The organism is Staphylococcus sp. HMSC36A10, assembly GCF_001838845.1.
GTDB lineage: Bacteria > Bacillota > Bacilli > Staphylococcales > Staphylococcaceae > Staphylococcus > Staphylococcus aureus.
Window position 1 is genome coordinate 207,048 of record NZ_KV839122.1, and the last position, 21,619, is coordinate 228,666.

19 protein-coding genes are annotated in these 21,619 nt (G+C 32.9%); 1 reads left to right on the forward strand and 18 read right to left on the reverse strand.

Features of this window, described 5'->3' with window-relative positions; translation table 11 throughout:
- The 13 genes from ffh to HMPREF3247_RS10175 form a co-directional block, all read right to left on the reverse strand.
- Window positions 1-957 (reverse strand): signal recognition particle protein (gene ffh / locus HMPREF3247_RS10110; RefSeq protein ID WP_048517947.1); only part of this gene is annotated, 957 nt, incomplete at its 3' end.
- Between the two features lie 25 nt (window positions 958-982).
- The gene (locus HMPREF3247_RS10115) at window positions 983-1,315 is read right to left on the reverse strand and encodes a putative DNA-binding protein (RefSeq protein WP_000531320.1); all 333 of its coding nucleotides are present in this window, start codon (window positions 1,313-1,315) and stop codon (window positions 983-985) included.
- Entirely contained in the window at window positions 1,302-2,552 is a 1,251-nt protein-coding gene (gene ftsY, locus HMPREF3247_RS10120; RefSeq protein ID WP_000007687.1) for a signal recognition particle-docking protein FtsY, read from the reverse strand. Before ftsY ends, HMPREF3247_RS10115 begins: the two co-directional genes overlap by 14 nt.
- A complete protein-coding gene (gene smc / locus HMPREF3247_RS10125; protein WP_000262696.1) occupies window positions 2,552-6,118 on the reverse strand; it encodes a chromosome segregation protein SMC in 3,567 nt (1,188 codons plus the stop codon). The genes ftsY and smc overlap by 1 nt, the downstream gene beginning before the upstream one ends.
- 146 nt (window positions 6,119-6,264) lie before the next feature.
- Window positions 6,265-6,996 carry a ribonuclease III gene (gene rnc, locus HMPREF3247_RS10130; protein ID WP_000043237.1) on the reverse strand — a complete coding sequence of 244 codons (732 nt, stop codon included), beginning with the start codon at window positions 6,994-6,996 and terminating at the stop codon, window positions 6,265-6,267.
- A gap of 115 nt (window positions 6,997-7,111) precedes the next feature.
- Window positions 7,112-7,345, reverse strand: coding sequence for an acyl carrier protein (locus HMPREF3247_RS10135; RefSeq protein ID WP_000426914.1), 234 nt, complete (start codon window positions 7,343-7,345; stop codon window positions 7,112-7,114).
- A gap of 433 nt (window positions 7,346-7,778) precedes the next feature.
- Window positions 7,779-8,513, reverse strand: coding sequence for a 3-oxoacyl-[acyl-carrier-protein] reductase (gene fabG / locus HMPREF3247_RS10145; protein ID WP_000167269.1), 735 nt, complete (start codon window positions 8,511-8,513; stop codon window positions 7,779-7,781).
- A complete protein-coding gene (gene fabD / locus HMPREF3247_RS10150) occupies window positions 8,506-9,432 on the reverse strand; it encodes an ACP S-malonyltransferase (RefSeq protein WP_000047347.1) in 927 nt (308 codons plus the stop codon). The genes fabG and fabD overlap by 8 nt, the downstream gene beginning before the upstream one ends.
- Window positions 9,425-10,411, reverse strand: a complete 987-nt coding sequence (gene plsX / locus HMPREF3247_RS10155; protein WP_000239742.1) for a phosphate acyltransferase PlsX — start codon at window positions 10,409-10,411, stop codon at window positions 9,425-9,427. Before plsX ends, fabD begins: the two co-directional genes overlap by 8 nt.
- A 4-nt stretch (window positions 10,412-10,415) precedes the next feature.
- Window positions 10,416-10,988: a transcription factor FapR gene (fapR, locus tag HMPREF3247_RS10160; protein ID WP_001548538.1), complete on the reverse strand. Its 573-nt coding sequence runs from the start codon at window positions 10,986-10,988 to the stop codon at window positions 10,416-10,418.
- 202 nt (window positions 10,989-11,190) lie between these two features.
- On the reverse strand, window positions 11,191-13,251 hold the full coding sequence (gene recG / locus HMPREF3247_RS10165) for an ATP-dependent DNA helicase RecG (protein ID WP_001151501.1): 2,061 nt from the start codon (window positions 13,249-13,251) through the stop codon (window positions 11,191-11,193).
- A 189-nt stretch (window positions 13,252-13,440) separates the two neighbouring features.
- Window positions 13,441-15,087: a fatty acid kinase catalytic subunit FakA gene (gene fakA, locus HMPREF3247_RS10170; RefSeq protein WP_000623903.1), complete on the reverse strand. Its 1,647-nt coding sequence runs from the start codon at window positions 15,085-15,087 to the stop codon at window positions 13,441-13,443.
- A gap of 14 nt (window positions 15,088-15,101) precedes the next feature.
- Window positions 15,102-15,476: an Asp23/Gls24 family envelope stress response protein gene (locus HMPREF3247_RS10175; RefSeq protein WP_000171418.1), complete on the reverse strand. Its 375-nt coding sequence runs from the start codon at window positions 15,474-15,476 to the stop codon at window positions 15,102-15,104.
- A 442-nt stretch (window positions 15,477-15,918) separates the two neighbouring features.
- Here HMPREF3247_RS10175 and rpmB point away from each other — a divergent pair, with 442 nt between their 5' ends.
- A complete protein-coding gene (rpmB, locus tag HMPREF3247_RS10180; protein ID WP_000517908.1) occupies window positions 15,919-16,107 on the forward strand; it encodes a 50S ribosomal protein L28 in 189 nt (62 codons plus the stop codon).
- Between the two features lie 380 nt (window positions 16,108-16,487).
- Here the strand turns inward: rpmB and HMPREF3247_RS10185 are convergent, their stop codons facing one another.
- The 5 genes from HMPREF3247_RS10185 to HMPREF3247_RS10205 all read right to left on the reverse strand — a co-directional run bounded on the left by HMPREF3247_RS10185 (window position 16,488) and on the right by HMPREF3247_RS10205 (window position 21,618).
- Window positions 16,488-17,129, reverse strand: a complete 642-nt coding sequence (locus tag HMPREF3247_RS10185; protein ID WP_000547905.1) for a thiamine diphosphokinase — start codon at window positions 17,127-17,129, stop codon at window positions 16,488-16,490.
- Window positions 17,130-17,135: 6 nt separating this feature from the next.
- On the reverse strand, window positions 17,136-17,780 hold the full coding sequence (gene rpe, locus HMPREF3247_RS10190; protein WP_000164332.1) for a ribulose-phosphate 3-epimerase: 645 nt from the start codon (window positions 17,778-17,780) through the stop codon (window positions 17,136-17,138).
- Window positions 17,781-18,656: a ribosome small subunit-dependent GTPase A gene (gene rsgA / locus HMPREF3247_RS10195; RefSeq protein ID WP_000847935.1), complete on the reverse strand. Its 876-nt coding sequence runs from the start codon at window positions 18,654-18,656 to the stop codon at window positions 17,781-17,783.
- 227 nt (window positions 18,657-18,883) lie between these two features.
- On the reverse strand, window positions 18,884-20,878 hold the full coding sequence (gene pknB, locus HMPREF3247_RS10200; RefSeq protein ID WP_000579564.1) for a serine/threonine protein kinase Stk1: 1,995 nt from the start codon (window positions 20,876-20,878) through the stop codon (window positions 18,884-18,886).
- Window positions 20,875-21,618, reverse strand: a complete 744-nt coding sequence (locus HMPREF3247_RS10205; protein ID WP_000888493.1) for a protein-serine/threonine phosphatase Stp1 — start codon at window positions 21,616-21,618, stop codon at window positions 20,875-20,877. The genes pknB and HMPREF3247_RS10205 overlap by 4 nt, the downstream gene beginning before the upstream one ends.
- Between the last annotated feature and the right edge of the window lies 1 nt (window position 21,619).

Genomic DNA, 21,619 nt, shown 5'->3' on the forward strand with positions numbered 1-21,619 from the left:
ATCTTTTGCTTTTTCTTGATCCACATCTTGTTGCGCTTTTTCAATTAAACTTAACACATCACCCATACCTAAAATACGTGATGCCATACGTTCAGGATGGAATAGCTCTAAACCATCTAACTTTTCACTCATACCAACAAATTTAATTGGTTTTTGTGTCACCGAACGAATAGATAAAGCTGCACCACCACGTGTATCACCATCTAATTTAGTTAAGGTAACACCTGTGACATCAAGTTGATCGTCAAAAGATTCTGCAACATTGACAGCATCTTGACCCGTCATTGAATCGACAACTAACATAATTTCGTTTGGTTTAGCAATGTCTTTTACTTCTTTTAATTCGTTCATCAATGCTTCATCGATGTGTAATCGACCTGCTGTATCAATGATTACAAAGTCTAAATGTTCTTCTTTAGCATGTTTTAATGCATTAGTTACAATTTGTTGTGGCTTTACTTGATCTCCTTCACTGTATACAGGAATATCAATTTGTTTCCCTACTGTTTGTAATTGATTTATCGCTGCTGGACGATAAATATCTGCTGCAACTAACATAGGTTTTTTGTTGTATTTTTTACGCATCAATAATGCTAATTTACCTGCAGTTGTTGTTTTACCAGCACCTTGTAAACCAACCATCATAACAACAGTAGGTGGTTTATTTGACATATTAATCGACGTATTTTCTCCACCCATCAACTGCGTTAATTCATCTTGAACTATTTTAATAACTTGTTGCCCTGGTGTTAATGATTGCATTACATCGGAACCTAATGCGCGTTCTGATACTGTTTTAATAAATTCTTTTACCACTTTAAAGTTTACGTCAGCCTCAAGTAACGCTAATCTTACTTCACGCATCATTATCTTTATATCAGCTTCAGTAAGTTTACCCTTACCACGCATTTTTTGCATCGTCGCTTGCAGGCGTTCTGATAAGCCTTCAAATGCCATATCGATGTCCTCCCTCAATTTATATCTATTCTAAGTCTTCTAATTGTTGAATATAACGTTGTATTTGTTCTGGATTACTTAAATGTTGTTTCATTTCATCATATATTTCTCGGCGTTGCTCAAATTTCTGGTATAATTCCAATTTCTTTTCATAATCTTCAACTAAATCGCCAGTTCTTCTTATATTATCATAAACTGCTTGTCTACTCACATTAAAAGTATCTGCGATTTCACTTAAAGAATAATCTTCGAGATAAAATAATTCCAAATAATTACGTTGTTTATTCGTCAATAAGGATTGATAAAAATCAAACAAATAATTCATTCGTAACGTTTTAACTAAATCATTTTGACCCATGATTATCGTCCTTTTCTTCTGTTACAATTTGATCATTTTCAACTGTTGTTATTTCTTCATTTTGTTCAATCATATCAGCGAATAAGCCGTAGACATAACTTTCAGGGTTAAATGGTTGTAAGTCATCTAATTGCTCACCTAAACCTACATATTTAACTGGAATGTGCAATTCATTACGAATGGCTAATACGATACCACCTTTGGCTGTACCATCTAATTTCGTTAATACAATACCTGTAACATTTGTTACTTCTTTAAAGTTTCTAGCTTGTGACAACGCATTCTGACCAGTTGTAGCATCTAAACATAGTAATGCTTCATGAGGCGCATCTGGCACTGCTCGATTAATTACACGCTTAACTTTTTCTAATTCTTGCATTAGATTTGTTTTATTTTGTAAACGTCCAGCGGTATCACAGATTAAAATATCAACACCTTTGTTTTTAGCGGCATTAATCGCATCATACATAACAGCAGCTGGATCAGAACCTTCACTTTGGCTAATTACGTCTACACCAACACGTTCGCCCCAAACTTTCAATTGATCAATAGCACCCGCTCTAAAAGTATCGCCCGCAGCTAACATTACTTTTTTACCTTCCATTTTATATCGGTAAGCTAATTTTCCAATTGTTGTTGTTTTACCAACACCATTCACACCGACCATTAAAATGACATTTAAACGACCATCTTCTAAGTTCATAGCTTCTGAATTATCATCTTCTTGATGGTAAATCTCTACGATTTTTTCAACAATGACTTCACGCAAATCTTCAGTATCTTGAATATTACGTCGTTGTGCTTCCATACGTAATTCTTCAGTTAACGTCATCACTGTATTAAAACCGACGTCTGCAGTGATTAACATTTCTTCTAAAGCTTCAAAAAAGTCTTCATCTACTTTACGATATCTCGCTATCAAATTATTTAATTGTTCTTGGAAATTTTGACGAGATTTTTCGAGTCCTGCTTTAAATTTAGCCCCCATTTTTTGAGCTTCAATTTCTTCAAAATCTTCAATTGATATTAAGCCATCGTCATCAAAATCCGCTTCACTCAACTTGCGTGGCTTCTTTTTCACTTCAGCATTTTCTGCTAAATCATTTACGTCCTGCGTTGAACCTTCAGAATGTGTATCTTCTAATTTGTCTTGACCTTGTTCTTCTGTTAAGGATTTAACTTCTTCATTTTCTTTATTTGTTGCAAACTTATCTTTTAAGCGTTTAAAAAAGCTCATTATTGCTCCTCCTTCAACACATCATCTATTGTATTTAAATTCACACTCACAAGTTTAGTAACACCTGATTCTTGCATTGTTACACCGTATAACCTATCTGCAAATTCCATTGTTCCTTTACGGTGTGTAATAACAATGAATTGTGTTTCGTCTGATAACTCATTTAAATATTTTGCGTATCTAATAACATTTGCTTCATCTAGTGCAGCTTCAACCTCATCTAATATAACAAAAGGTGCAGATCTTACTTTTAAAATTGCAAATAGTAAAGCAATAGCAGTTAATGCACGCTCACCACCACTCAGTAACGATAAATGTTGCAATTTTTTACCCGGTGGTTGTACCACAATATCAATACCAGCTGTTAAATAATCGGCTTCAGTTAATTGCAATTCTGCATCGCCTCCACCAAACAATTGTTTGAACACAGCTGTAAAATGTCCTTGAATAGCATGGAAAGTTTCTTTAAATCTTTCAGTAACCTCTTGATCCATTTCACTTATAATTTGCTCTAATGTTTCTTTAGCTTTACGAAGATCTGTACGTTGTTCACTTAAAAATGTATAACGTTCATTTAACTCTTCAAATTGTTCAATTGCATTTAAGTTTACAGGACCTAGTTCATCAATCGACATCTTCATTAACTTAACTTTTTTACGTAATGCGTCAATCGATTCATCACTCGTATATTCAGATTTCGCACGTTCAACAGTCAATTGATATTCATCATTTAAATGATCTATCGCATGATGAATTAATACATCTAGCTTTGATTGTTCAGCTTTAATATCTTGGTAGTGATTTTCGATAGCTAAAATATCTTGGTGACAAACTTGTAGTTTAGCTTCTTGCGCATCGATTTGTTCATTCAACTCAATACGTTGTTGTTTCAATTTATCTAATTCATCAGATAAGCGTGTTCTCGTTTCTTGTTGACCATTAATTTGATCTTTAATATTTTGAAAAGCTTGTTCGCCCATCACTTCATCCGAATTAAAGAATGCAATTTTTTCTTTAACATCTTTTAATTGATGTTTAGTTTGTTGACTTTGATTATTTAATCGATCAATTGTCTGTTGTTGTGTTTTAATACGCTCTTTAACCACAGCAAGATCAGATTGTTTCTGATGTAAGGTTTGTTGTGTTTTAGTAACGCTTTCCTTACCTTCTTTAGAAAGTTTTGTGTAGCGTTCAATTTCATCTTCTAGTCGTTTTAAAGATGCTTTAATACTTTCTAGATGAGTTTCTTTTTCACTCAAAGTTTGTCGACTTTTGTCACTCGTATAACCATCATTTTTTTCAAATTCGAATTCTTCATGATCATTTTTTATTTGTGTTTCTTGTGTAGTTAATCTATCGAGCTCCATTTCAAAATGATGCACTTGCTCTTTAAGTGTATTATGCTTTTGACTTTTTTCAAAATACAGTTCACTTAATTGATCACTTTTTATCTTCAACTCTTTAAATTGTTGTTCAAATGATTCTGTTTGACGCAAGTAATCTTCTAATTGGTGTCTCATTGTTGTCAACTCGTCTTTTTGAGACAGAATACTTTTTGACTTACGAGCGCCACCACCAGTCATAGAACCACCAGGATTTACAATATCACCTTCCAAAGTAACAATACGAGTTCGATATTTAATCGCACGTGCCAATTCATTTGCATGCTTTAAATGATCAACGATAATCGTATTACCTAATAAATTCCCGATAATATTTTGATATTCTGGTGCTACTTTAACTGCTTCCGAAGCAATACTAATAAATCCGTTTGCCTCTTTAGCAATAGACTTAATATCAGTCGCTACCACTCTACTCTGTATAACATTTAATGGTAAAAACGTCGCACGACCTAAATTACGTTCTTTTAAAAATTGAATAGCCTGGCGTCCATCTTTTTCTGAATCTACAATGACATGTTGTAATGAAGCACCTAATGCTGTTTCAATTGCCTGAGTTAATTTAGATGGCACATCAATAATTTCCGCAACTGCACCATGAATACCCTTTAATTCTTTATTTTTAGCTTTCAAAATATGTTTGACGCCATTGAAAAAATAAGTATATTCTTCCTCTTGCGTTGCCAAACTATCAATACGTGTTTTCATTTTTTCGGTATATCGATATGCTTGATACAATTTCTCTTCGTATTCATTTTGTGCTTTTTTTGTATCAGTGAGATCTTTTTCTATATTTTTAATTTCTTTATCTACAGCAGAAAGTTCTTTGTTGGTCTGTTGATATTCTTTTTTTGTCGTTTTTATTTGACCCTGAATATCTTTCAATTGCTCAAAAACTTCAACTAATCGAGAATCTAGTCTTGATTTTTTAGCCTCATTCTCTTCTATAGTATGCTTTAAAAAACGAATATCATTGTTAACATCTGATTGCTCTGACATTAATGTATAGTATTCGTTTTTAATTTCTTCCAATTTTTCATCATGTGCTTCGTCTGAAACATAAAGTTGTTCTTCAAGTTCACGAATGACAGCATTGAGTTCTTTTTGTTTACTTTTCAGAGACTTATAAGTATCTTGAGCTTCAGAAATCTCATTTGATATATTTTCTAAAAGCTCCATTAAATTTTCTTGTTCTTCTTCATATCGTGCATTTGTTTCAGATTGATTTTTCTTACGTTCTTCTAAAACATTTAATTGTCCCGTATATTTTTCAAAGGCTTCCGTAGCTTTTACTAATTGATAATTAAGCGATTCAACATCATTATCAAGTTGATGACGTTTACCTTTATATTGTTGAATTTGTTGGCTTAAACGTTGTTTGTCAGCTTCTTTATTTGCTTGTTGGCCTTGTAAATCATTTAAACGTTGATCTAATTGTCTATTGTCATTTGTATATTGATCAATATCGTGCACTGTAACTACAATGTCACTATGTTTCATTTGATGTGAAAGTGTCTTATATTCTTTAGCTATAGCTGCCTCCTCTTTTAGAGGTTCTACACGACCTTCCAAATCATATAAAATGTCTTCTACTCTCGTTAAATTATCTTCTGTTTGGTCAAGTTTATTTAATGATTCAGCTTTACGTTTTTTATATTTAAGTACACCAGCCGATTCTTCAATAATTTGACGTCTATCAATTGGTTTAGCATTTAGTATTTCATCAACTCTACCTTGCGAGATAATGCTATATGCTTCTTTTCCCAATCCAGAATCTAAAAATAAATCGGCAATATCTTTTAATCTTGCACGGTCATTATTTATGTAGTACTCACTTTCACCACTTCGATACAATCTTCTTGTTACAATAACTTCGTTTTCATCAACACTGAGCTTTTTAGAATGATTATCTAATCTTAACTGTACTTCAGCATAATTTTGAGCTTTGCGATGTTCTGCACCTGAGAAGATAATATCTTCCATTTTTGAGCCACGTAATGATTTAGCCGATTGTTCACCCAACACCCATTTAATAGCATCTGTAATATTACTTTTACCGCTTCCATTTGGACCAACAATTGCAGTTACACCTTTATCGAATTGAACATTGGTTTGATCTGCAAAAGACTTAAATCCAATGGCATCTATTGATTTTAAATAAACCATCCTAAACTCCTTATCACAATTTTAAAGAACACATGTAAACGATATTTTAGTATTTGTATATTAAATTTCGAAGTTGTTCCATAAAATATTAAAAATTCTTCCTTAAATCCTAAATCGAACACCTATATGTCGTATCATATAAATTTCTATTTAATTTGTTTTAATTGCTTATAGGCACTTTCAGCAGCACGTTGTTCTGATTCTTTTTTCGTTTTCCCTTTACCTTCAGCTATTGCTTCCCCTTGCAGAATAACTTCTGAAGTGAATAGACGATGATGTGCCGGTCCCTCTTCTTTTATTAAATTATAGGTTACATCACCTTTATTTTGCTGGTGCACATATTCTTGGAATTGTGTTTTAAAATCTACCACGCCTAATAACTCATTTTGTTCTACATGTGGGAAAATAACTTTCTCAGCAAATTTCCAAACTATATCTAGTCCTTGATCCAAATACAATGCCCCAATAAATGCTTCGAATGCATCTGATATTAATGATGGTCTTGTACGTCCCCCTGTTTTCTCTTCACCTTTACCAAGTAAAATCATTTCGTTCAATCCAATTTTATTCGCAAATATTACAAGTGAGGGCTCACATACAATAGTGGCACGCATTTTTGTTAAATTCCCTTCTGGCAAGTTGGGATGTTTATCAAATAAATATCGTGAAACCGTCAATTCTAATACCGCATCACCCAAAAACTCTAAACGCTCATTATGGTCTAAACGATTCATATTAAAATCATTAATAAAACTCGAATGCGAAAATGCTTGTTGGTATAAATCAATATTTTGATAAGTAAAGCCTAACTCTGTCATTTTAGTATCAAAGCGCTTTCTAAAACGATTAACTATCTCACTTTTCTTTTGTTTAGACATTATTTTATCTCCTTTATGTGTTGCTCTTGAATCATCTTTAATTTTACGTTAAAACTATTGATAATTAAAGAAAAAAACTGAGTCGACAATACTGACGACCCAGATGTAAGATTTATTATTTTTCAAGACTGTTAATAAATTTAACAGCATCACCAACAGTGTTGATTTTTTCAGCTTCTTCATCAGGAATTTCAGTACCAAACTCGTCTTCTAATTCCATTACTAATTCAGCGATATCAAGTGAGTCAGCGCCTAAATCATCTTTGAAAGATGCATCTTCAGTTACTTTATCAGCGTCTACACCTAAACGGTCAACGATGATATCTTTTACTTTATCGAAATTTTCCACGTCGATTCACCTCCTTTAAAAATGCCTATACATAGACTATTATATTTTCCCATTTTAAATTCTAAAAAACAAGTAGAAATTTTAGAAACACTTATCAATTTATTGATTAGTGTTTCTTATGCATGAGCTTTAGCTCAGGCGTTCCTCTAATCTTCTTATCAATTTATTGATTAGTGTTTCTTATACATGAGCTTTAGCTCAAGCGTTCCTCTAATCTTCTTATCAATTTATTGATTAGTGTTTCTTAGGGAGAAATTCTCGAACCTTATCTAGGTTGCTTAGAATTTCCCCCGCAAAGTTGACTAGGTCAGGCAATTCTCCATTGGATGACCAGTCAACCACTGCGTCAATTAGCTTTAGCTCAGGCGTTCCGCTTATCAGTTATCAATTTATTGATTACTACGTCTTTATCTGGAGCTTTAGCTCAAATATATTACATGTACATTCCACCATTTACATGGATTGTTTGACCTGTAATATATTTTGCTTTGTCTGATGCTAAGAACGCTACTGTATTAGCAATATCTGTGTCTTGACCAAAACGTGCTAACGGAATTTGAGTCAACATTTGTTCTTTAAGCTCATCACTTAAAGCATCTGTCATATCAGAAACAATAAAACCAGGTGCAACTGCATTTACAGTGATACCACGAGATGCTAATTCACGCGCCGCAGATTTAGTTAAACCAATAACACCTGCTTTTGTTGCAACATAGTTTGCTTGTCCCGGATTACCTACTGCTCCAACAACACTTGATAAATTGATGATAGCACCACTACGTTGTCTTAACATTTGTGGTGTTGCTTTTTGGATACAGTTAAATACACCTTTTAAGTTTGTGTCAATAACATCATCCCACTCTTGTTCTTTCATACGCATTAATAAATTATCGCGAGTAATACCTGCATTATTTACTAAAACATCTAAAGAACCAAATTGGCTAACTACTTCTTTAATCATTGCTTTAACTTCATCAGCATCGGCAACATTTGCTTGAATCGCAAAACTGTCAACACCTTTAGCTTTGATTTCTTCGACTACTGCTTCAGCTTTCTCTTTGCTGCCTGCATAGTTTACTGCTACATTATATCCTTCTTCTGCTAATTGTAACGCAATACTACGTCCAATTCCTCTTGATGCACCTGTTACTAAAGCACTCTTAGTCATTTTCATTCCATCCTTTCACATCTTCTAAAGTTTGAATTGATGTTAACTTAACATCTCTATTTATTTTTTTAATTAAGCCAGATAAAACTTTTCCAGGACCAATTTCAATAAAATGATCAACACCTTGGTCTATTAGCCATTCTGTTGAGTTAATGAATTGTACTGGTGAATATAATTGCTTGACCATATTAGATTTAATTACTTCTTTGTCAGTTTCACCTTGCGCATTTACATTTTGAACTACAGGAAACTTAGCATCACGCCATTCAAATTGATTAATATAACTTGAAAAATCTTCTTCAATCACTTTCATTAGCGATGAATGGAATGGCCCAGATACTGCTATAGGCATGACACGTTTTGCACCTAATGATTTACCTTTTTCTACTAGCTCATCAATTAAAGCTTTGTGACCTGAAACAACAATTTGACCTGGGCAATTAATGTTTGCTGGTTCAATTATTTTGTCATCAGATGATAATGACTTACAAATTTCATCGACTTTATCAAAATCTAAGCCCAATACTGCAGCCATGCTTCCTACACCAGTAGGAAATGCTTGCGCCATTAATTGACCACGTTTTCTAACAATTTTAACTGCATCTTCAAATGATAATACGTCAGCTGCAACTAAACTTGAATATTCACCTAAACTATGCCCCATAGTAAAATCAGGATTCAAATTTTTTAGCGCTGCTAATAATGCCGAACTATGCGTCAATAAAGCTGGTTGCGTGTTTTCAGTTTCACCCAATTTACCTTCTTCATCAGTAAACATTGTCTCTAAAATATCAAAGTCTAACGTGTTTGCTGCTGAAGTTAAAATTTCAGTTGCTTGATCATTGTTGTTAAACAAATCTTGTGCCATACCAACTTTTTGGGCACCTTGTCCCGGAAAAATAATTGCTGTTTTACTCATTTGATTCACCTACAGTCTCTTTCATTGTTTGTACAATATTTTGTTCTCCTGCGATTTTCGCTTGTCTAATTGCAGAATAAAAAGCTTTAGCATTTGAACTACCGTGTGCTTTAACTACAGTACCTTCCAATCCTAATAATACTGAACCACCGTATTCTGAGTAATCCATCTTTTTAGCGAATTCTGCTAAATCTTTCTTCAATATTGCACCTGCTAATTTATTTTTAGTACTACTCATAATCGTATCTTTTAACATTTTACCGATTGATTTTGCAGTACCTTCTAAATTTTTAAGGACCATGTTCCCAGTATAGCCATCGGTAACTACAACATCTGTATCGCCATCCATTAATGTCTTCGCTTCAATATTCCCAACAAAATTCAATGAATGATCTTGATTTAATAACTCAAATGATTTTTTCGTTAAACTATTACCTTTAGCTGGCTCGGTACCTATATTTAATAATGAGATTTTCGGATTATCAATACCTCTAATTTTTTGAGCATAAATATCCCCTAGTTGCGCATACTGTAATAAGTGTTCAGGTTTAGCATCAGCATTTGCACCAACGTCTAAAAAGACAAAACCTTTTCCATCAATCGTTGGCAATGTTACTACTAAAGCCGGTCTAGCTACACCTTTAATACGTCCAACAATGAATAAACCAGCTGACATTAAAGCACCAGTATTACCTGCTGACACACATCCATCTGCTTCACCAGATTTCACAGCTTCAGCCATTTTTACCATTGAGCTATCTTTTTTACGTTTAATCGCTCTAACAGGCTCATCTTCCATTTCAATCTTTTCAGAACAATGTCTAAATTCGATTCGTTCATGGTTCAGATTATACTTTTTTTCGTCACCGAAAAGTATAATTTCTAGATCTTTAAAGTCTTCAACAGCCTTTTGTACGGCTTCTAATACGATATCAGGCGCATTGTCGCCACCCATCATATCAATTGCTAATTTAACCATAATTTTATCCTCGCTTATCATAAAACATTTTAAAATTTCCTTTGAAAACTAATGTATGTTTAACATATGACTTTACTTCGACGTAATAATGTTTTGCAGTTTGATTTACAACTCGTGCTTCTGCTCTTACCGTATCATTTAATTTTACTTTTTCAATAAATTGAATGCTACTCTCATGAGTTAAAACTGTTGGTTGCTTAATTAGCGCAACACATAACGAATTTGCCTGAGCAAACAGCACATGACCACGCGCAATTCCAGTTTTATGAAAAACAGAATCCGATGTAATATCTAAAATTGATTGCGCTTTAACATTTGGATTGACTTGAATCAAATCACCAATAAATTCTTGTTCTTCAATAGAACTTATTTGGTCATAATTCTTTTCAGCAACTAATTTAATACGCTTCCTTAATTCTGGTATGTTTAAATAAGTGCGATCTAAACGAATTGTTTGTATACTCACTTGAAATAAGTCGCTTAGTTCATGGTCTGTGATGAAGGGATTGCTATCAATTTGTTGTCTGATTGCTTCTCTACGTTTATCTTTCTTTAGTTTCAACGTCTCACCCCTCATTTTTTAGTACCTAGTCTTAAACATTCCTCACATATCATAACACTTTCTATTTAACCGACTCAACAAATAACTGTATTATTTAGCTATTATTTAGTCGGAAATTTATAAATTGTTAAAATACCACTTTACATTTAAATAGTTCAAGTGTCATATCACTCAATTAACGAAGTGTTGCACTCAAATTGACAAATCAGCATGGTAATTAGTCAAAACTGCGATGTAATAAATTTTCTTCAACAAAATGACGTAAATGTTGATACGTATTTTCAAAGAATACGCCAGATTGAATAAGTTCAGCTGCTTCATCACGAGCAACTTCTAACATACGATAATCTTCAACTAAATTGGCAACTAAGAAATCTGGCAACCCACTTTGTTTAACACCAAAGAAATCTCCAGGACCACGCATTTCTAAGTCTCGTTCACTCAATTCAAATCCATCCGTTGTTTGTGTCATAATTGTCATTCTTTCAATTCCTGTTTCTGTTTTAGGGGATGCAATTAAAACACAGTAACTTTGCTGGTCACTTCTACCTACACGACCGCGTAACTGATGTAAAGTTGATAATCCAAAGCGATCCGCATCATAAATCATCATAAAAGTTGCATTCGGTACATTAACACCTACTTCAACAACAGTAGTAGAAACTAAAACATCTATCTCATGATTACTAAACTTTTGCATGACCTCATCTTTTTCATCAGCAGATAACTTACCATGCAATAACCCTACACGGGAAACACCATAATACTGTTGTAAAGACTCGTACAATGCGACAACATTTTGAACATCTTCGAGATGCTCAGAACTTTCTATTAGCGGGCAAATGACATATGCTTGACGACCTTTTTTCAACTCTGAGGTCATTTGCATCAAAACTTTATCGTATTGCTCATGCTTTGCCCAAGTAGTAATAATAGGTTTACGACCTTTTGGTAATTGTTTAATTGAAGACACATCCATCTCACCAAAAACTGATATTGCTAGTGTTCTTGGTATCGGCGTTGCTGTCATAAATAACACATTCGTCATTGCACCTTTTTCTCTTAAAAGCTGGCGTTGATTCACACCAAATCGATGTTGTTCATCTGTAATTACTAAACCAACATTATGGAAAATCACATCATCTTGAATCAAAGCATGGGTTCCAATTAAACAATCAATCGTACCATTTTCAAGTTGTTCTAAAAGTATCTTTCGTTTCTTACCTTTTACTGACCCAGTTAACAATGCAACGTTCATAGAATCTCCAAATAAAGCCATTAAACTTTCAGCATGTTGCTCTGCTAAAATTTCAGTTGGTACCATCAATGCTGATTGATAACCAGCCGTTTTTAACGCATACATACAAATTGCAGCAACTACTGTTTTTCCTGAACCTACATCACCTTGAAGTAATCGATGCATACGTATTGGTGCTTTTAAATCTCTAAAAATTTCATTAACACTGGATTTCTGTGCTTCAGTTAGTTCAAAAGGTAAACGATTAATAAATGATTTAACTTGGTCTATGTCATAATCAATTTCAATTGCTTCGTCAGATGACTTTTCTAATCTATTTAGCCATTGCATACGTAATTCGAATAAAAACAGTTCAGTAAATGCATAGGTTCTACGAGCACGTAATAAATCCTCTTTACTTTTAGGATGATGTAATGTGTTCAAAGTAAAGTCCAAGGTCTCTAATTTATATTTTTCTCTTAGTTCATCAGTTAACCATTCATGAATTGTCACATCATTTAACGCTTGTCTAATTTGGTCTCGTATTTGCTTTTGTTTAATACCTTCCTTAATACGATAGACTGGTTCTAATTGAACATCTGCGTTTTCTTGAGTTTGTGTCCCTTGTGAATTAAAGAAAACCCTATTACCAGTAATTTCCTGTTTAACCCTATTCCACTTACCTTTAACAGTTATAGTTTGATTTAATTCGATTTTCTTTTTTAAATACGGTTGATTGAAAAAAATACATTTGACAGCAATATTATTTACCATTAAATGAACGGTTAATTTTGATTTATTTCTTCCAAAAAATGCAACTACTGGAGCTGTATATACTTGTCCTTCTATCGTAACGTTAGATTGATCTTCTGCTTGATTCAAATCAATCACTGTATTATCTTCATATCTAGTTGGCAAATAAAGAACAAGATCTTCCACTGTATGAATATTTAGTTGTTGCAATACTTCTATTTTCTTAGGACCTATACCTTTTAATTGTAAAAGAGAATATGGACTTTCTATTAAGTTTACTTTAGCCAAAATAAATCACCTATGTTTTATTTGATTTTACGTATCATTTAGTATGTTATTTATTTTATCATGACTAAGTTGAACATGACATTGTTAGCAACTCGAGAACGATACTTTTAACCCGCAATATCACTAAAATAGCAAAATAAAAAACTACCAACTGATGATTTATCATTGGTAGTTTTTTATTTTAAATTTTTATTCTACTGAAAAGAAATATTGATAAATTGGTTGTCCACCTTCATGAACTTCCACTTCTACATCTGGATATTGCTCTTCGATCCAGTTTATCATGTTATCTGTAACTGCTTGCTCTGCATCTTGACCAATAATCACAGTCAATATTTCACTATCTTCTGCTAACATCTCATTTAACAACTCAGTAACCGTTGTTAATTGATCACTTTGGCTGCTTACAATCTTATCTTCAATCAAGCCCATAAACGCGTCTTTTTTAATCTCAACGCCATCAATTTTCGTATCACGAACAGCGTACGTTAATGAACCAGATTTAACGTTATTTACTGAATCAGCCATTTGCGCTTTATTTTCTTCAAGTGTTGCGTCCACATCATATTGGAATAGTGCGCTTATACCTTGAGGAATAGATTTCGTTGGAATAACAACTGCTTCTGCATCAACAATACTCGCTGCTTGTTCACTTGCCATTAAAATATTTTTATTATTCGGTAAAATAATTGCACGTTTACATTTTGATTGTTCAATGACTTTAACGATATCTTCTGTAGAAGGATTCATCGTTTGTCCACCACTAATGATATGTGTGGCACCCATTGATTTGAATATCTCTGAAATACCTTCACCCATAGAAATAGTAATAATTGCTGTTTCAACCGTTTCCATTTTCGGTTTAGCTGTGTGCTGTTCTTTTCGAATCACTTCACGGTGCTGTTCTCTCATATTTTCAACCTTAAGTTTAATTAATTCACCATATTGTTGACCATAATTAAACACTTTACCTGGGTATTCGGTATGCACGTGAACTTTCACAATTTCTTCATCATTAATGACTAATAAAGAATCACCAAATTGACTCATATCTTGCCTGAATTCTTGTTCATCAAAGGCTTTTTTATTCTTTCCAAAACGAACCATCATTTCAGTACAATAGCCATAAATAATATCTTCAGTATTAATTACACCATGGAAATCATGTTCATCATGTACAAATTCATCTTTATCTATCTTTGCAACTTTGGCTTCAACTTTTTCACCTTTAAGCGCTTTTAAGAATCCTTCGTAAACGCATAACAAACCTTTACCGCCACTATCAACAACACCAACTTCTTTAAGTACAGCTAATAAGTTTGGTGTGTTTTCAAGTGATTCATTGGCTTTTACAATAATGTACTCCATTAATTCTATACAATCTTCAGTATTATTTGCTTTTTCTATTGCAGCTTGCGCAGCATCTTTTGCAACTGTAAGTATTGTACCTTCAACTGGTTTCATAACAGCTTTATATGCCGTTTCAACACCAGCTTGAAAACTTTCAGCTAACAATTTTGAATTAATTTCAGATTCACTTTCAATATTTTTACAAAATCCTCTGAATAATTGTGACAAGATGACACCAGAGTTACCTCTTGCACCCATTAGTAAACCTTTCGAGAATGTTTTACCTAATTCGCCGATATTTTTCGACAAATTATTCTCTACTTCTTCGCGACCTGAAGTCATAGTAAGATTCATATTTGTTCCTGTATCACCATCTGGCACTGGATACACATTCAAAGAATCTACCAAATCTGCATTGTTAGATAAATTTTGTGCCCCTTGTATAATCATATCGGCAAATAATTTACCATTAATTTTGCTAATCATTTCAAGTTGTCCTCCTAAGCTTTCTTGCCTGTATTATTCACACGTACACCTTGTACATATATATTGATTGAATTTACTGATACATTAAGTGATTTTTCCAAAGTATATTTCACTGTTGATTGTACATTATTGGCAACTTCAGATATTTTCACACCGTAACTTACAATAATGTACATATCTATATCCACTACGCCATTATTTTCAGTTACTTTGATGCCTTTAGCATAATTTTCATGTCCTAGTATTTCCGCAATACCATCTCTAACTTGTTGTCTAGATGCCATACCTACAATACCATAACATTCAACGGCCTTTCCACCTACAACCGAAGCAATCACTTCGTTTGAAATATCAATTTTACCGTAATCATTTGAAATCTCTAATGTCATATCTTTGTCCCTCCTAAATTTCAAAGTTTATTATTCGTTTTCCCTAATCACTTTTAAAATTTTACCACTTAGTGTAGTCATAAACGCTTTAAGTTTCATTGATTATTTTTATAAAATATCAATGGTACAACTTATCAGAATGACTTACGCTTAAATCACCTATTATATTTTGAGTAAACTGAATTTACACTCATGACGATTATCTATAGGCGTTTTCTTTTAATAGATGTAGTATCATTAAATAAAAATTTTAAATGTTTCATTCACTTATTTCTCTAAAATATCATACTACATAACTTCACAGTCTACAATTATATCACAAAACTCAGTATTTTTGACTTTTATGTGAAAATTATTCATTGTTTTTCAAATGAAACTATGCTATCTTAATTAAGTATATAAGTAGTTATGTGTATTTATATTTATTAAAGGAGGTACTCATATGGGTAAACAATGTTTCGTAACAGGTCGTAAAGCTTCGACTGGTAACAGACGTTCACACGCTTTAAACTCTACTAAACGTAGATGGAACGCTAACCTTCAAAAAGTTAGAATCCTAGTTGACGGTAAACCTAAAAAAGTTTGGGTTTCTGCACGTGCTTTAAAATCTGGTAAAGTAACTAGAGTTTAATAAATATATTGCACATAAAAAATGTGACCTTATGTGGAGGACACATTTACTTAAGAACTAAGAGCTCAATCTCTTAGTTCTTTTTTTGTTACCAAACAATACATAATGGTTCATAGTGAAATTCGAACTATCAATATAATTTGGTTAATACGTTTAATAATGGTTCTCTGTCAAATTGGACTTATGGGTTCAATATCGATTTTGGCACATAAATCAATGTACTAGGACCTACAATTTTCCTTTCAATAATAAATCACGCCATAATCTTCATTAATTACAGCGTGATTCATCTATTATTATGTTATAAATTCTATCTATAAACGTCACTTTATTAAATAACTCATGCACTTTATTAAAAATCCTCACAAATTTGAATATACTTAATTTAAATCTGTACTTCTAATTTGCAAAATCAACCCATCATGTACAGTTACTTTCGCTTGCAAAGACTCAATTTCATTTGAAATAGTTAAAGTAGAACCTATATTAAGCATTTGTCTAGCTAAATTATATTTAAAACCTGCTAGAGAAAGTTCTACATCATCAGTCATCGGTATAAATGAAATGTACGGATAACTCTTATCTTTTTCAACTGTATGTTGACCTTTAGGCAATAATTCAATTTTATTTTGTTGATCGATAACTTCTATATGAACATCATGTTTATAATATGCTTTTTTCAATAATAACTGAATTGCCCCAAAAAAGTGATCTAATCGTCCGCCTGTTGCACCATAAATTGTAATACTATCAAATCCAAGTGCAACAGCTTTATCAACCGCTAAAGCTAAATCCGTATCAGCTTTTTCAGCTTGAACTGGTTTGATTTGTAACTGTTCTGTTAGAAGTTGGCGTTCTTCTTTACTGACTGAATCAAAGTCTCCCACTGAGAAAAAAGGGATAATTTGATGCTTCAATAAAATCAAAGCACCTCTATCAACGCCGCCCCATTTACCTTCATTACTTTTGGCCCAAATATCTTGCGGCAAGTGTCGATCAGAACATAATAAATTTATATGCATATACACTCAACCTTTCAATGCTTGTGTGACTTTTTTATAATCCTCTTGTTTAAAGAAAAATGAACCTGTTACTAGCATTGTAGCACCATTTTCAACACAAACTTTCGCTGTATCGGTATTTACGCCTCCATCAACTTCAATATCAAAGTTTAATTGACGTTCCATTTTAATAGCATTAAGACCCGCTATTTTTTCTACGCATTGATCAATAAATGATTGACCACCAAACCCTGGGTTAACTGTCATCACTAGTACATAATCAACAATGTCTAAAATAGGTTCAATTTGTGATATTGGTGTACCAGGATTAATTACTACACCAGCTTTTTTATCTAAATGTTTAATCATTTGAATAGCACGATGAATATGAGGCGTTGATTCGACATGAATTGAAATCATATCGGCACCATGTTCTGCAAATGATGCAATATACTTTTCTGGATTTTCAATCATCAAATGTACGTCTATAGGTAATGTTGTGCCTTTTCTTACTGCATCTAATATTGGTAAACCAATAGATATATTAGGCACAAATTGACCATCCATAACATCAAAATGAACTCCGTCGACACCTGCTTCTTCAAGTCGTTTTAATTCATGTTGTAAATCCAAAAAATCAACAGATAATAATGATGGATATAGTTTTGTCATTTAATATCTAACCTTTCTATTTGAAATTTCATTAAATAGTTGTAAATAATGGTCGTATCTAAATTGCGCAATATTCCCTATCTCTAATTGATGCTTAACATTACAATTAGGTTCTTTGATATGATTACAATTTCTAAACTTACATGTTTCACCATATCGATTTAATTCAAGAAAATAATCTTTTATTTCATCTTTATCTATATGATCAAAATCTAAAGCACTGAATCCAGGTGTGTCTGCAATATAACCGTTTTGACGTTCGAATAGTTCGACATGTCTTGTAGTATGCTTTCCTCGATTTAATGATTTTGATATATCATTTGTCTCAAGATTAAGTTCTGGACGATAATGATTTAAGAAAGTGGACTTACCGACACCTGATTGACCACTAAGTACTATAAGTCCAGCTGGCCAAGCTTCTACAATTTTTTTTCGATCATCATCATTTCCAATAAATTCAGTCTCATAGCCAATATTTTCATATATTTTCAACAACTCATTAATTTCGAACTGCTTTTCAATTGGTGTTTTATCTTTTTTAGTCACCAAAATTCTCGCATTTAACTGATACGAATGTGCAATAACTAAAAATCGATCTAATAATTGCGTTGAAAAATTTGGCTCGACAGCACTCATTACAATTACTAGTGTATCTATATTACTTACAGGTGGTCTTTTCAACTCATTTTTCCGCTCAAACACTTGATGAATATAGCCTTCGTTAATGTTTTGAACTTCAAATTCCACTATATCACCAACTACCGGTGAAAATTTTTTCTTTCTAAATAATCCTCGTGGTTTTGTATTGAAACGTTCGCCATTAACGTCTACTTGATATACCCCACTAATTGATTTCACTATTCGACCTGTCTTCAAAATGGCACCTCTCGATTAATTTTACTGCATTTATTATATCAAAGACTGGAAAATTAATATATAAATGATCATTTCAAATGATATAAATATTGTGAGAGTGATACAGAATTGATAGACAATGCTCACCTGTATATGATGACATGAAGCATTTTAAAACTACCGCAATCTCAACATAAAAATACCGAGACTTCCAAATAGAAACCTCGGTACATTTACTTCAATTATATTTATACATCATCATAGCTGACTTCTTTTTCAGCTACAGTTTTACCGTCAACTTTAACAATATAACTTGCTGTTTTTCCTTTTTCAATTCTTAAAGGAATGTCTATACGTTGATCACTAGTAATGTCGAAACTACCTTTTTCAGTTGAACCGTCATTATCTTTATCTTTAATATAAACTTTAACTTTTTGTGACTTATCATTTTTACCAGTGTATGGTACATCTACCGATTCAGTTGTCGTTTTGACATCTGATGAGTCACTTTTTTTACCTTTAGAAACAACAAATGAAATCGTTGACCCCTCATCTACTGATTTTCCTTTAGGAGATTGAGAAATCACATCACCCTCATCAATATCGTCACTATACTCTTCCTTACTTTCAACTTTAAACCCTTTTTCTTCTAAGGCTTTTTTAGCTTTGCTAAAGGATTTATGCTCAAAGTCTTCTACATAAACTTGCTTAATGCCTAAAGATTCATATAGTTTAATATTAGAATCATGAATAGCGATTTCAGTATTTGCGGTTACACTTTGATTTGCAATGTATCCTTTTGGCGCTTGATTATTATATACTTTTTCAATCGTAACATCTTTAAGACCTAACGATTTTAATTTCTGCAAGGCTTCCTCCTTAGGTAAACCAATGACATTTGGCATTTTAACCTTTTCAGGGCCTTTTGATATAACAACATCAACACTGTCACCACGTTCAACACGTTCACCTGTATTAGGAGTTGTCTTAATAATTTCATTTTCAGGATATTTATCACTATAACTTCTAGAAATTTTACCCAATTTCAGGTTGTTTTTATTGAATATTTGCTCTGCTTCTTTTACAGATTTCCCGATTACATCAGGTGTCTCTTCGTATTTATTACCAAACATTGCCATTGCCACAAAAGAAACAAGTGCAATCATTAACAACGAAAAGATTAGTGATAAGAGCACAATCTTTCGTGTTGATTTCTTTTTAGGTTTTGGTTCGTAAACCGTACCTTCTGGCTTTTGGAATTGCTGATGATGAGCAGGCCCATTTACAATAGGTACTTGCGTCGTTTCACGTTTAGGTTGATTCGACTTATGTTCACTAATATGCTTTGCTAGATCTTCTTTTTTCAAAGGTACCGCTATCGTTTTCATTTTATCGAGTTCATAGACATCTTCATTCGCTCGATTTTCATGTAAAACACTACTCAAATCATCTTTCATTTCTTGAATTGTTTTGTAACGATTCGCTTTGTCTTTTTCTGTAGCGCGTAAAATGACATTACTTAAAGATTGCGGAATATCCTTACGTACATCTGTTGTCACATTTGGCACAGAATCCTGAATATGTTTAATCGCAATGCTAACTGCAGTTTCTCCATTAAAGGGTGGTTCACCAACAAGCATTTCATATAACACAATACCTATAGAATAAATATCTGTACATTCATCCGTTGCCTCACCTTTTGCTTGTTCTGGCGAAAAGTACTGCACAGTACCTAACACATGATTAGTCTGAGTTAAAGACGTCTCACTTAAAGCTTTAGCAATTCCAAAATCAAATATTTTCAACGTTTTATTGCTGTCAATTAATATATTTTGTGGCTTAATATCTCTATGTACAATACGCATATCATGCGCATGTTTAATACCATCCAATATTTGATTCGTAAAATTAATCGCCGTGTCAACACTTAATGGCCCATGACTTTCAATATACTCAGACAAAGTCGGACCTTCAATATATTCCATTACTAAGTAGTAACAGTCATCTTCTTCATCAACATCGATCATACTTACTATATTTTGATGTGATAGCTGTGATGAGTTATGTACTTCTCGTTCAAAACGTTTTAATGTTTCTTCTTTTTCTCTAGGTGGTATAAAAATCGCCTTAATTGCAACTTTAATGTTAAGTATCGTATCTTCAGCAAGATAAACGGTACTCATGCCACCGCCGCCAAGCTTATCTACAATTTTATATCGTTCATTTATTATTTTACCTATCATACTTTATCACCTTCAATAGCCGCGAGTATGAAAGTAACGTTATCTTTCGAATGGTTATCTAATGCCAATTGCATTAATTGATCACCATGATCTTCTATTGTACCTTCTTTTACTAACAAACGCTTAATTTCATTGTCTTTAACATAATCAGTTAATCCATCTGAATTTAATAATAAATAATCATAAAAATTTAATCGCTTAATAAACAAATCTGGACTCACACGTTTATCTGTGCCCATCACCTTCGTAATAATATTACGTTGTGGATGTGTAAATGCTTCTTCCGGCGTAATTTGACCCGTTAAAACAAGATGATTAACAAATGAGTGATCACTAGTAATTTGATCAATTTGTCGACTATTAATAACATAGGCTCTAGAATCACCGACATTTGCTATCACAACTGATTTTTCAAAAACAAGTGCACAAACACATGTTGTACCCATACCTTTATATTCTGCATTTTCTTGTGCATAGTGATATAACTGAAAATTTATATCTTTTATATTATTACGCAACCAATTTTCAGCTTGATGTTGTTCTATAAGATTTTCCGCTTCAAAACGGGATTTCAACTCATCTGTAACAAATTTACTTGCAACTTCTCCTGCTTTATGGCCACCCATACCATCACACAGAACTAAAAGTTGTTGATTAGTTTGATTATAAAAAATACCACCCGCATCTTCATTCTTATCTCTATGTTGTCCAGTATCAGTAAAAAATTGTGCCTCTAGCATT